At 61.0% G+C, this 13,076-nt stretch carries 12 protein-coding genes; 2 read left to right on the top strand and 10 right to left on the bottom strand.

The features are described from left to right. Positions 1 to 93: 93 nt before the first annotated feature. From ACA064_RS16965 to ACA064_RS16945, 5 genes are all read right to left on the bottom strand, one after another. The gene (locus ACA064_RS16965) at positions 94 to 468 is read right to left on the bottom strand and encodes a cupin domain-containing protein (protein WP_497669153.1); all 375 of its coding nucleotides are present in this window, start codon (positions 466 to 468) and stop codon (positions 94 to 96) included. Positions 469 to 546: 78 nt separating this feature from the next. Further along, entirely contained in the window at positions 547 to 1,029 is a 483-nt protein-coding gene (locus ACA064_RS16960; RefSeq protein WP_497669152.1) for a hypothetical protein, read from the bottom strand. Between the two features lie 60 nt (positions 1,030 to 1,089). Further along, a complete protein-coding gene (locus ACA064_RS16955; RefSeq protein ID WP_497669151.1) occupies positions 1,090 to 2,538 on the bottom strand; it encodes an arylsulfatase in 1,449 nt (482 codons plus the stop codon). Positions 2,539 to 2,576: 38 nt separating this feature from the next. Further along, positions 2,577 to 3,380 carry an SDR family NAD(P)-dependent oxidoreductase gene (locus tag ACA064_RS16950; protein ID WP_497669150.1) on the bottom strand — a complete coding sequence of 268 codons (804 nt, stop codon included), beginning with the start codon at positions 3,378 to 3,380 and terminating at the stop codon, positions 2,577 to 2,579. A gap of 195 nt (positions 3,381 to 3,575) precedes the next feature. Continuing rightward, positions 3,576 to 3,989 carry a hypothetical protein gene (locus ACA064_RS16945; RefSeq protein WP_497669149.1) on the bottom strand — a complete coding sequence of 138 codons (414 nt, stop codon included), beginning with the start codon at positions 3,987 to 3,989 and terminating at the stop codon, positions 3,576 to 3,578. A 3-nt stretch (positions 3,990 to 3,992) separates the two neighbouring features. Here ACA064_RS16945 and ACA064_RS16940 point away from each other — a divergent pair, with 3 nt between their 5' ends. Then, complete coding sequence (locus ACA064_RS16940; RefSeq protein WP_497669148.1) at positions 3,993 to 4,601, top strand: DUF2889 domain-containing protein; 609 nt, start codon at positions 3,993 to 3,995, stop codon at positions 4,599 to 4,601. 170 nt (positions 4,602 to 4,771) lie between these two features. Further along, positions 4,772 to 6,508, top strand: coding sequence for an N-acyl-D-amino-acid deacylase family protein (locus tag ACA064_RS16935; RefSeq protein WP_497669147.1), 1,737 nt, complete (start codon positions 4,772 to 4,774; stop codon positions 6,506 to 6,508). 136 nt (positions 6,509 to 6,644) lie between these two features. Here ACA064_RS16935 and ACA064_RS16930 read toward each other — a convergent pair whose 3' ends face one another. The 5 genes from ACA064_RS16930 to ACA064_RS16910 all read right to left on the bottom strand — a co-directional run bounded on the left by ACA064_RS16930 (position 6,645) and on the right by ACA064_RS16910 (position 13,064). Continuing rightward, a complete protein-coding gene (locus ACA064_RS16930) occupies positions 6,645 to 7,478 on the bottom strand; it encodes an SDR family NAD(P)-dependent oxidoreductase (protein ID WP_497669146.1) in 834 nt (277 codons plus the stop codon). Positions 7,479 to 7,512: 34 nt separating this feature from the next. Then, positions 7,513 to 8,919: an SRPBCC family protein gene (locus ACA064_RS16925; protein WP_497669145.1), complete on the bottom strand. Its 1,407-nt coding sequence runs from the start codon at positions 8,917 to 8,919 to the stop codon at positions 7,513 to 7,515. A gap of 85 nt (positions 8,920 to 9,004) precedes the next feature. Beyond that, positions 9,005 to 11,368 carry an arylsulfatase gene (locus ACA064_RS16920; protein ID WP_497669144.1) on the bottom strand — a complete coding sequence of 788 codons (2,364 nt, stop codon included), beginning with the start codon at positions 11,366 to 11,368 and terminating at the stop codon, positions 9,005 to 9,007. A gap of 96 nt (positions 11,369 to 11,464) precedes the next feature. Then, positions 11,465 to 11,941, bottom strand: coding sequence for a 2,4'-dihydroxyacetophenone dioxygenase family protein (locus ACA064_RS16915; RefSeq protein WP_497669143.1), 477 nt, complete (start codon positions 11,939 to 11,941; stop codon positions 11,465 to 11,467). Between the two features lie 112 nt (positions 11,942 to 12,053). Next, on the bottom strand, positions 12,054 to 13,064 hold the full coding sequence (locus tag ACA064_RS16910) for an enoyl-CoA hydratase/isomerase family protein (RefSeq protein WP_497669142.1): 1,011 nt from the start codon (positions 13,062 to 13,064) through the stop codon (positions 12,054 to 12,056). Positions 13,065 to 13,076: the final 12 nt, after the last annotated feature.

Here is a 13,076-nt window from a genome sequence, read left to right as displayed (position 1 = left end):
TGTGGGTTGTTATCTGGCGGCTTTTAAAGGGCAGAGGTTTTGGCGGGCTCGCTATTGAGCGGCGGTCGCGCGCAGCCCCTGCGGTCGTGCTGTCTAAATGTCCGTAACCGCAGAGAAAAAGCTCTTGCGCGCGGTTTCTGATTTGACATTCCAGATAACGGTTTCCCCTTTGCTAATGAACCAGCTACGACCATCGCCGCCCTTATAGGTAACGCTATTGCCTGATTCATCGGTTATCTCGATTTCACCCTCAATTAACGTTGCCAGCTCGCTAAATGGGTAAGTAAAACTAAAGCGGCCTTTAGTGGTTTCAAATAAACCTGTCGTTAATGGAAGGGCTCCGCCGCCAAAGTCCGAGCGAGCATAAAGTTTGATTTCCATTTCAGACAGCGTCTTTCCGCCTAAGCTCTCAGGTGTGCCTATGTAATCGAGTTGGTCATTTTTGTTTGAGGGTGAATAGGTGATCATGAAAGTTCCTTTGTTCTATTTGTTCTATTTGTTCTATTTGTTCTATTTGTTCATCTCGGTTAATCCCTAAGATGAACTTCAAGGTTTGGGCAGGGGATAGCGCAACTCTCCTATCATGTCATCCAGGGACGCCTCTGAATGACCCTCGCTTTCCATTGCAAGCCATTTCAGGATTGCTGACTCGTGGCGAACCATTGATTCGGTAACGTCGCGGTCTTCTTCAGGGCAAATGCGCGCTATCTCTTCAAAACGGGACAGGAAACCCTGCACGGTAGGCTTGATTACGGCGGAAAATTCCTGGAGGCTACTGGTTGATTTATACGCGTTGACTATTCCCTCGACATCGCCCAGATCTATGTTCTCGCTCAGGGGCATGCCGTATTTGACCAGGAACGGACGCAAGCGCGCCTTTGTTTCGGTTTCAAGTTGAAGCAAGGTGCCGAAGTGATATTGGTCGCGTTCACTTTTGGCTACGTCGATAAGCGCGAGCGCGAGCGCTTCACCGAAAATCTCGCTCTCATGTAGCTCTCGGATCCACGCAGGATAAGCCACGGTGTTCATGTTGTTTCTCCTTTCAGTTGTGCATCGGCGACAATTGCCGCGTGTTGTCTCTGACGGATATCACCCACCAAATTTCGTCAGATTGATTGCTTTGGGATTTGGGTACTGCTCCAGTGACTTCAGGTACTCGCCGATCAACTTCATATAGGGCGCAATAGCCCAACCATTCACGGCGACGGTGTTGACCTCCTCGCGGGGGTCTTGCTCGATATTGAAAATTGACGGATAGCCGGCCAGTTCAGCGCGATAACCGGCGGCACCGGCCATAGCCGGGTTGCCCGCCGAACTGACGAACTGCTTCGGATAGATCCGGAACTGCCGCCAGCGCACGGCAACGATCTCGTCACCGATAAACGTGATCAAGCTGTCGCGCTTTGAGTTGGTTTGCTTACCGGTGAAGAATTCGCTCTGGTCCACGCCGTCGACAGGCCGATCCCGGGGGATCTCCGCACCGATGATTTTCGCCAACGTCGGAAAGACGTCATGGATGGACACCATCGCGTTGCTCACGCGCGGCGCGATCTTGCCCGGCCACTTGATCATCCCGGGCACACGCAACGAACCTTCCAGCGCATCGCCGACCTCGCCACGGAACGGGCCATTCGAGCCGCCGCGGAACTCGGCCGGCCCCGCCGTGGGCGAGGCCCCATTGTCAGACAGCCAGAGCACGATGGTGTTGTCCTCGACGCCGGCGGTCTTGATCGCGTCCAGCACCTGGCCGGTGCGATGGTCGAGCTCCATGATCGCATCGCCATACGGGCCACTGCGCGACTTGCCGACAAACTCGGGGGCGACCAGCGACGGGTAGTGGGTGTTGGTCCAGCCGACGAAGAGGAAGAACGGCTCCTTCGCTTTGGCTTGGCGCCCGATGTACTCCACCGCCGCATTGGCGATGTCACCCTCCACCTGACGTCGGTAATCCACCGTGTAGGGTCGGACCTTCTTCAGCGTGCCGTTTGCCTCTGACTCCCAGATGCCGGGCTCGGACGCGGCGATGAGTGCTTCAGGCAGCCCGGTGCGCTGCATGCTGTCGCGATACAGGGTGCCGTCGCTCGTCTCGATGACGCCGACCCGGTATTGGTCAAAGCCCTGACGGGTCGGCCAACTTTGCTCGCTTGCACCCAGATGCCACTTGCCGACGTAACCTGTCGCGTAACCCTGGCTCTTGAACAACTCCCCCAGCGTCACTTCACTGGCCTGGAGCGTGTTCGGCGTGCCCCCGACGATGATGCTGCCAAGACCCGAACGGGGCGAATAACGTCCGGTTTGCAGCGCCGCGCGGGAGGGCGTGCAACCCGGCTCTACCAGAAACTGGGTAAAGCGCAGGCCTTCGCTGGCGAGCTGATCGATGCTTGGGGTCGGCATACCGCGAACCTCCCCCGCGCCATAGGCGCCAAGATCGCCGTAGCCAACGTTGTCGGCCAGCATAACGACGACGTTGGGTTTGTCTTGGGCAGACACTGAGCCGGTGAGGGCGATCAAGAGCGCAGGTATCCAGATGTGTTTCATATCGTCCTCGGTGAATTTCCTTGTACCCGTGGCCCGAATCAGCGCGTGAGCAGCTTCAGCAGCGCCGGATAGAAGTTTGGAAAGAGCCGCGCGATCCAGAATACTGTGGTCGACTTGTTGCCGGTGATGACGCGCTTCTTGCCCTGGCGGATGCCGTTGATGATGTCGGCCGAGCACACTTGCGGCGGCGTCAGCAACATCTTCTCGGCGTGACTGCAAATTAACTCCTCCTCGGCACCTGCTTCCTTGACGCGGCGGCCGGCTTTTTCGAAATTAGTCTTGATGCCGCCAGGATGGACGCAGATGGCGCGCACACCGGTGCCCTCCAGTTCCGACCACAGGCATTCGGTCAGGCCGCGCACGGCGAATTTCGACATGTTGTAAGCGCTCTGGGTCGGGAATCCGATCAGACCAAAGATGCTGGAAATGTTGACGATGCAGCCCTCGCGCTGTTTCAGCATCATCGGCAAAAACGCCTTGGTGCCGTAAAGCACGCCCCACAGATTGATACCCAGTTGCCATTCGTATTCTTCAATGGAGGTGTTGGCGACCGTGCCGAACAGCGCAGCGCCGGCATTGTTGATGAGGTAGTGCACCGCGCCAAAATCGCGGTTGACTTCGACGGCATGGGCCTGGAAGGCCTCCCACGAGGACACGTCGAGGATGTAGCCCTTGGCGCCACGCGTGCCGCTCTTGGCTAAGAGCGTCAGTGTTTCGTCCAGACCGCCCTGACTGATGTCGGACAGCGCGAGACGCGCGCCGGCCTCGGCAAACTGCAGGGCCAATGCTCGACCAATACCTGATCCTGCACCGGTGATAACGACTACTTTATCTTTGAACATTTTTTTTTCGCTTCGAATTAGTGTTTGATTGTTGATCCCCTGATGACGGCGGGATCGTCGTGGTTGGTCAGACCAAAAAGCTGGTGATGCTCGTCCGGGCTGCAAAAGGCGGCAAAGTGAATGCTCTAATGGGCATCCTGAAGATGCGGGTGAACAATTACCCCCCCGGCGGCGAGGGGGCTGAGTGAAATCCCATCAATGTCCGGGTTCATAAGGATCGGGCGTACCCGGACGGATCGGCGGTTCCTGACGCAAAGACTTCATGTGCTCTGCGATGACCTGAAAAGCCGGGAAGCGTACCCAGAGGTTTTGCATAAAGCGCGGATCTGCGGCGTGCTCCTCTTTCGGGTCCGTCAGCAGGTTGTAAAACAGCGGCACGCCATAGCTGCGCACTGGATCGCCATAGCCCGTTCCAACCTCCTTGTTCATGATTTTCCAGTTGCGCCACTTGACGCCGAAGATGTCGTTACCGACATAGACCACCACACTCTCGCGCTTCGATTTATCGGTCTTGCCGAGCAAGAACTCACTTTGGTCCAGGCCGTCGATGATGCGGTCCTGCGGCACCTCGGCACCGGCCAGGCGGGCCAGGGTGGGGAAGACGTCCATCTCATGGACGATTTCGTTACTGACTCGACCTGCCGGCACCTTGCCCGGCCAACGGGCAATGAACGGTACGATGTCGATGAGCAAGGCCGCCGGTTGATTCACCGGCGCAAGGTCGAGTGCCTGGGGTATCTGCGGGCAGACGGTCTGTGGGATATCGAAGGACGCCTGGACGACAGCAAGACTCACCCGGTGACCCTGGCCGAAGGACGAGCTTTGGCGACCGGCCAGACCTATCACGGGATGTACATTCGCTTGACCCTGGACGACGACTTCATCGTGCGCGAAGTGCAGGTGTGCATGCCGCAAGTGCCCACCAGCGAATGTCGCGGCGCGGCGCCGGCTTACGAAAAATTGCTCGGCGAGCGCATCGGTGCGGGCTTTTCGCGGCGGATCAAGGAGCTGTTCGGCGGGATCGGCGGCTGTGTGCATCTGACAGAGTTGCTACTGCCCATTGCCACCACGGCGTTTCAGACCATCCCCATGGCGCGGGCCATGATTGCGCCGCGCACCGCCGCCGATACCGAGGCTTACAGTCGCGCCACCGCGGGCTTGCTCAATACCTGTCACGCCCTGCGCGAAGACAGTCCCGTCGCGATACTGCTGAAAAAGTAGTCGGCAGGCCGGTTCGATTTCCTGAATCAACGGCGCGCTCCGCGCCTCCAACCATCAGCATCTCAGGATGAGCAAATCTTGACAAAAATGCGTGCTTTTTACGGGAGTTGTCGATGCCTGGAAGAACAATCATGCCGAGCAATGTGCAAATTTCTGATCAGGGGTGAGCGATGGAAAGGATGTTTGATTTGGTCATACGCGCAGGCATGGTGGCGGACGGCCTGGGTAATCCATTGTACAAGGCCGATGTCGCGGTGCTGGATGGCCTGATTGTCGAAGTGGGCAAGGTGTCTGGTTCGGCAAAGGAGGAGATCGATGCGCGTGGCCTGGTGGTGACGCCAGGCTTCGTGGATATTCATACCCACTACGATGGCCAGGCGATGTGGGATTCGAGGCTGGCTTCATCGAGCTGGAATGGCGTCACGACCGTCGTCATGGGCAACTGCGGCGTCGGGTTCGCGCCGGTGCGCACGCAGGACCGCGAGCGCCTGATCGAGCTCATGGAAGGGGTGGAAGACATCCCCGGAGCCGTGTTGCATGAGGGGCTGGACTGGCAATGGGAAAGCTTTGGCGAGTTCCTTGCCGCCCTGGAGCGGCGGCCACATGACATCGACATTTGCGCTCAGCTGCCTCATGGTGCCCTGCGCGTCTACGTGATGGGCGAGCGGGCCACCCGCCTTGAAGCCGCGACTGCCGATGATATCGCGCAGATGCGCATACTGGCGGCAGAGGCGATGCACGCGGGGGCCATCGGTTTTTCGACGTCGCGCACGATCAACCATCGGACCCTCAATGGCGATCCGACCCCTTCGCTGCGCGCCGCTGAAGAGGAGCTGATGGGCATCGCCATGGGCCTCAAGGATGCCGGTCGTGGTGTCATTGCCCTGATCACCGACTTCGATACGCCCGACCTTGAAACGGAGTTCGCGATGTTGCGCCGCATCGTCGAGCGGTCGGGTAGGCCGTTGTCATTTTCCCTGGCGCAGCAGACTCACAAGAAGGAGTCGTGGCGCCAGTTGCTTGCGCTCACCGCCGATGCGGTCGAGGCGGGGCTGCCCATGCGTGCGCAGGTGGCACCGCGGCCGATTGGTACTCTGCTCGGTCTTCAGGCAAGCCTCAATCCATTCTTCGAGTGTGCCAGCTACATGGAAATCGCCCATCAATCCCTGGCGCAGCGCCTGGCGCTGCTGAAGGATGCCGGCCTTCGACAGCGTTTGCTGGAAGAAATAGAACTGGCGCCAAAGAGCGGTTTGGCGCGACATCTCACTTCGTTCGAGATGATTTTCCCGCTCGGCAACCCGGCAAACTATGAGCCGAATCGCGACACGTCGATTGCCGCGCAAGCGGCCAGGCAGGGCCGCAAGCCCGCGGAGCTGGCGTACGACATGTTGCTGGAGGATGAAGGCCGCAGTTTCCTCTACGCGCCTTTTGCGAACTACGCGGATTTCAATCTCGACGCCTGCGGCAAGATGATTGCCGACCCGAACACGGTGATGGGGCTGGGCGACGGCGGAGCGCACGTGGGCGTGGTGTGCGATGCCAGCTTCCCGAGCTATCTGCTGACACATTGGGGCCGGGACCGTAAAAGTGGCAAGTTCGCCCTGTCCTGGCTGGTCAAGCGCCAGACCAGCGACACGGCACGCGCCGTAGGCCTCTTTGATCGCGGGGTGATCGCACCCGGCATGAAGGCGGACCTTAACGTCATCGATATGGATCGCTTGGGGCTGGACCAGCCGCAAATGCACTTCGACCTGCCGGCTGGCGGCAAGCGGCTGCTGCAGGGCGCGCGCGGATATGTCGCCACCGTTGTGTCAGGAGTGCCGATTTATCGGGAAGGGAAGGCTACGGGCGCGCTGCCAGGGCGACTGGTACGCGGCCCGCAGCAGACCGATAGCGCAGCACTCTGAGACTAGGTTCGATCTGGCCTGGGCGAGCGGTTGCTGACACAGGGCTGTATCTCCCCGGCAACTCTGCGCAGCCGATCAGCGTCATAAAAAAACCTCCCCGGGCCAGGCTCGGGGAGGCGAGGGGCAGAGCGGAGGATCACAGGTAGCCGATTTTCCGTGCGTCGCCCAACATAACCCGGCGCATCAGGCCAAGGGAAAGGCGCCTGATATGGAAAATCAGTTTGGCGAACGGCCCGACCAGCACCAGATCCTGGCCTTTCTGCACGGCCCGTACCATAGCTTCGGCGACCAGCTCCGGCTCGCAGCCCTTGGCCTGGTAGTAAGCCTGCAGGCGCTCGAGCTGTTCTTCGCTGACGGAGGGCGAGATGTTGCTGCGGGCATGGGTGATCGAGGTATTGATGACGCCGGGGCAGACCGTGGTAATGCTGACATTGGAGTCGGCCAGTTCCATTTTCAGCACTTCACTGAAACCGAACACCGCATGTTTGGAGGCGGCATAGGCGCCCATCGTCGGCGAGGGGTAGATACCGGCCACCGAGGCCACGTTGAGCACATGGCGCGCACCCGCGGCCCTGACCATCTGCGGGATGAAGTGATAGCAACCATGCACCACGCCCATCAGGTTGATATCCATCACCCGTTGCCAGTGCGCCAGATCACTCTTGAGGAACTGGCCGAGGTAGCCGATCCCGGCATTGTTGATCAACACATCGAGTGGCCCGAGGGTGCCGTGAATATGCTCGGCGAAGGCCTGCATCGCGCTTTCGTTCGACACATCGAGGGTATAGGTGGTGCAGATTGCCCCGAGGATTTCGACATCGCTCCGCAGATGTTTCAACGCATTCTGATTGACGTCGGTGGCGATGATGTGGGCACCGCGCCGGGCGAACGCCAGCGCGGCAGCCCGACCAATACCGGAACCGGCACCGGTGATGAGGACTTTCTTGTTCTTCAGTTCGGCAATGGCCATGTAAATCTCCAGCAGGAAAGAGGCGCCGGGCGCCTCAGCAGCGTTCGATGAGCGGCTTCAGACGCTTGAGCAGCATTGCCCCGAGCATCCGCCGCAGCAGGCCGCGCAGCAGGTTGCCGGTGCCGGGCAATTTCGGCCGGAAGCGGATGCGCCAGGTCAGTTCAGTGGCCTGGCCCAGGTCGCGCAGCAGGATTTCGCCCTGGTGACAGATGAAAGGCGAGCCCTCGGTCACCCGGTAGCGCAGGCTGTGGGGTGGTTGCCAGTCGATGACCTGCTCGACTACGCGCCCCCCAGGACCGTGCATCAAGCGTTCGCTGCCATGGCCGTTGCGCTCGCCATTACCGGCACGGAGGACGGTCACCGGCTTGAAACCACTCCATTGGGCCATGCCCTCGTGATCACTGATGTGGGCCCAGACTTTGTTCGCCGGTGCTTCGATCCGCACGCTGTGTTCGATGCAGTGAGTGTCAGGCGCTGGTCGGCGGTCCAGCGGCAGCGGCTCGAAGCCCCAGGCACGGTCAGCCTTGCCGGGCTTGAGCCAGAGCACCTCATAGGAGAAGCCCTGCGTGTCGTTGAGGTAGACCACCCCGGCATTGAGCAGCGGGATATGCACCGGGCGGCAATTGGGTCGTGCATGGGCGGCGCAGGCTCGGCGGTAAACCGTCATCAGATCCTGCTTGTTGTGCGCGCCGAAGGCAATGTTGAGGACGCCCTGGTCACTAACGCGATAGCCCTCGGGCCGGGGTTTGCCGAGCGGCTCCAGGTATTGCACGACTTCCAGCAGCACGTCACCGGCGCGGAACAGGCAGCTTCTTTTTTTCGCCCCGGGCAGACCCCAGAGCGCTTCGTGTTGCGGTTGGTGCAAAGTCGTCTCGGCTTCGGTCAGGCCGATGCCATTGCGCAGGAAGGCGCAGGTCTGTTGCAGATCAGGCACGGACATGGTCACCGAGCGGATAGCGGCAGGGCAGTCGCGCCCCGGCTTGACCTGGCCGGCCAGCGGATCGGCTTCCATGATCTCGACATAAACGCCATCGGGGTTGCGCACGCAGGCCCGGCGCTGGCCAGCCTGGCCCTGCACCTTGGACAGCGGTTGCGAGCCGAGGCGGGCGAGGCGCGCCAGGGTCTCATCGAAATCGGCGACCCACAGGCCGATGCGGGTGTAACCGATGTCGCAGGGGCGGAAGTCGCTCGGCAGCGGCCGGGCGATCGGGCTTTCGAACTGGAACAGTTCGAGCTGCGCCCAGGGGTTGCTGCCGACCAGCCACCAGCAGGTCGAGGCGGCCTTGGGCAAACCTTGTACCCGCGAGGGCAGCAGGCCGCGCATCATCAATCGACTGCCACCGGCCGGCAACAGGCCGAAGCCTTCGCGGAACCAGTGCTCGGTCAGGCGCAGATCGACCACGGACAGGGCAATCTGATTCAGAGGGGGAACGAAATTCATGTCAGCTTCCGTCGCTCAGGATATGTTGGGTAGCACCGCTGTCACGCCAAAGCCGTCCCGGGAAGCCCGGGACGACTGCTGCCGGTCAGGGCATGTAGGCGACGTGCACGTCATTGATCTTGCCGTTGAAGGCAAAGGGTGCGCGCTCGAAGTAGTCGAGGACCACCGGCGAACCGAGGTCTTCGGCCACGTCGAAGGTCTCGCTGGCGGTGAACAGCAACGGTGGCGTGAAAGGCGTGGCGCCCTTGGCGACTTCCTGGCCATTGAGGCGCAGGCTGAGACTGGCCGGTGAACCAGGCTTGGTCGCGGTCATGGTCGTGAGCACCTCGATACTGACCTTGCCGGCCGGCACTTTCTCGGCCGAGCGCAGCTTGACCCGGGCGATGGCGAGCGCGTTGTACTCATAGACCAGATGGCCGTCATCCAGATACAGGCTCACACCACCACCGATACCGCCCAGGGCATACAGCACGCCGCTGGCGTTTGCCGGGACGTCTGCCTCTACCACCACCTTGTTGTTCTGGTTGCGCAGGTTGGGCGCAGTCATCTCCGGCATGCGCTTGGTCCGGTCGCTGAAATGCCACTCACGCTGGCTGGTGCCGAGACGAGCTGTGGGGTCAAGGAACGGATAAAGACCGGCACCGATCGGGTAGACGTGGTTGGCCTTGGCCTGGGCATCGAACTCGGCCTTCAACTCGGCGAGCTTCTGTGGATTGCTGGCGGCCAGGTCAGTGGATTGCGAGTAATCACTTTGCAGGTTGTAGAGCGCCCATTGGTCGTTCTCGGGGTTCCAGCCCATGAACTGGGCAACGCCCTGGACCCAGGGTTTGCGCGGGCCGAACACCGAGGCCATCCAGCCGTCCTTGTAGATGCCACGACTGCCGAAGACTTCGAAATACTGCGCCGGCTTCTTCGACTTCACCTCGGCGTCCTTGAAGGTGTAGCGCATGCTGATGCCGTCCAGCGGGTCCTGGGCGATGCCGTTGACTTGCTTGGGCGCGGTGATGCCGAGGATGTCGTAGACGGTCGGGACGATATCGTTGACATGGTGGAATTGCCCGCGAACCTTGGCGTCCGCCTTGATCTGCTTAGGCCAGGAAACCGCGAGTGGGGTACGGGTGCCACCGAAGTAGCCAGCCACCAGTTTGGTCCCGGGGAACGGCCCCGAGCCGGCCCAGGCCCACGCGGCGTTGTACATGCTTTCCAGCTTGGGCCCGCCGAGTGCCGGCAGGCCACCGTACATGTCATTGAGGGTTTTCAGCTGCTGCTCCTTGGACACCGGAATGCCGTTCTGGGCCAGCAGCTCGTTGATCGTACCCTCCATGCCTTCGGCGGAGGCGCCGTTGTCGCCGAGCACGTAGAAGATCAGGGTGTTGTCGCGTTTGCCCTGGCGCTCCAGCTCGTCGAGGATCTTCCCGGCCTGGGTGTCGGTGTGTTCCAGGAAGCCGGCAAACACCTCCATCAAACGTGCCTGGTATTGCTGTTGTTCCGCGGACAGGCTGTTCCAGGCGGGCAGTTCAGCCGGGCGCGGCGTGAGCTTGGCGTCCTTGGGGATGAAGCCCATTTCCTTTTGCCGGGCGAAGGTTTGCTCACGATAAGCATCCCAGCCGCCCGCGAACTTGCCCTTGTACTTGTCCGCCCATTGGGCATTCACCTGGTGCGGGCCATGCACGGCACCCGGGGTCCAGTAGAGGAAGAAGGGTTTGTCCGGGGCGTAACTCTGCTGATCCTGTAGCCAGTTCACCGCCTGACTCGCCAGGTCTTCGCTGAGGTGGTACTTCGGATCGCGCGGTGGCTCGATCGGCGTGGTGTCGCGGTAAAGGCGTGGCTCGTACTGCGAGGTTTCGCCGGCCAGGAAGCCGTAGAAATGCTCGAAGCCATAGCCGGTCGGCCAGGCGTCGAAGGGGCCGGCAGCCGTGGTGTCGAGTGCCGGGGTATTGTGCCATTTGCCGAAGGCGGCGGTGCTGTAGCCGTATTGCTTGAGCACCTCGGCCATGGTCGCCGAGCTTTTCGGGATTTCCCCGGTATAACCATCCCAGTCGGTGGCCAGTTCGGCGATCACGCCGTTGCCTACCCGGTGATGGTTGCGCCCGGTCAGCAGCGCGGAGCGGGTGGCCGAGCTGATCGCGGTGGTGTGGAAGGCATTGTAGCGCACGCCGCTATCGGCGATCCGGCTCAGGGTCGGGGTGTGGATGGCCCCGCCGACGGTATCGGACTGGGCGAAGCCGGCATCGTCGAGCATGATCACCAGGATGTTCGGTGCATCGGCCGGCAGGTGGGATTGCTGCTGACGCTTCTGGTGTCTGGACTCTTGCAGCGTAGGTTTGGCATCGCTGGCTGAGGGCGTAGGCGCGAAGGGCAGCGTCTCCTGGGCACAGGCGATCGAACTGGCCAGCAGCATGCTCAGTTTCAGCGTGAAGCGCCCGGACAATGGCAGCCTCTGGGTCATGGGTATCTCCATCGATTATTGTTTTTATGCGGCGGGTTGGATTGTGCTCGGGACGTTGTCGGCGATCCGCTGAAGACGCGGGATCGCCGGGACAGGTCAGGCCGAGAAACTGGTGATGTCCTTGGCTTCGATGCCTTGAGCTTCGCAGAACGCCCGGTAGCGCTGCACGCCGCTCTTCCAGTTCTCGATGGCGCAGATGTTGTCGTTCTCGTCGTAATACAGCAGGTCGCCCTGAGTGATATTCATGGTGATGATCTCATCGCCGTACTCCTCCAGGGCGATCGGGGTATGGCTGGTGCCGGCGGTTTCGAACACCACGCCGCCCGGTTTGGAGATCCAGTCGTGCTCGAGGTATTTCCAGCCGCCCTTGACGGTGTAAACGATCACGGTGCCGGTGTGGTAGTGCCTGGGCAGCGTGGTGCCGGCCGGGGCCTTGAGCAGGGTGATGGTCTCGCCACGAACCGGGTCGCACTTGATGTACTTGATGAAGACTTCGTCGCTGTAGGGAGCGAAGGGAACCCAGGGCAGGTCTTCGTCGTTGATGGCCGCGGTATCGATGCTTTCGTACAACATGGTGATGCTCCTCGGATGACTGCCGCTGGCGGCAAGTTGGACACTCTGAGGTGCATCCTGAGGATGCGAGGCAACAATTACCCCCCCGTCGAAGAGGGGGCCTGGAGCCGTTTCAGTGGAAATGCCGGGTAACTCGCGCGCTTTCCAGCAATGGCGCGACGTCATGCACAGTGCCGGGCTGTTCCGGCGCGTGGGTGATTTTTTCGTCGAGGATGCTCATGTATTCAACCAGTGCCGCCTGGGTCGAGCGGTCGGCGAAACAGCGCACGGTCGAGGTCATCTCGATGGCCAGCGCCTGGCGCAATCCGGTGTCTTGTCCGGCATGTACCGCATGCTTGACCGAGGCCACCGCGATCGGGCTGCGCCGGCTGATGCGTTCGGCGAAGGCCTGGACCTGCTCCTTGAACGACGCTTTGGCAAAGTGCTCGGTGATCAGGCCGTTATCTTTGGCCTGTTCCGCGCTCCACTGCTCGCAGCCGAGCATGAATTCCAGCGCCCTGGCCTTGCCGATCAGCCGCGGCAGGCGTTGTGTACCGCCGCCGCCGGGAATGATCCCGACCAATGCTTCCGGCTGGCCGATGGTGAAGCCGGCATCGCCGACCATGAAGCGGAAGTCGAAGCAGGCGGCCATTTCGGTGCCGCCGCCGTTGCAGTTGCCATTGATCGCGGCGATGGTGATCTTGCTGCTGCGTTCGATGGCAAAGTAGGCCGCCATCATTTGGAACCACAGGTACAGCGTCGAGCAGCGCCCGCGCAGCCGGCGGGTCAGCGCCAGCACGGCCCGTTCGCTGAACGGCAGCTTGTCCATCAGCCACAGGCAGCATGCGGTTTGCCATTCCATCAGCTTGCTGCCGATGCGCGTGCCGCAGATCCGGTCGAGTAGAAAGGCCCGATTGTCGGCACTGATCTTTTGCAGTTCGGCAATCGAGAAGTGGAAGATGTAGGTGTCTTCGAGGCCACCGGTCAGCACCAGCACACCGATGCTGCTGTCCTGCTCGGCGGCCTTGAAGACCTGGTGCAGTTCGGCGCAGATATCGACCGTCAGGAAGTTGGCCGGCGGGTTTGCCAACTCGATCCACAGCGTGCGGTCGAGTTGGGTAGTCTTGAGGTAGCGCAGTTCCATGACGGTTTTACC

The organism is Pseudomonas sp. LBUM1658, from assembly GCF_059716055.1.
This window is presented reverse-complemented; position numbering and strand designations above follow the sequence as displayed.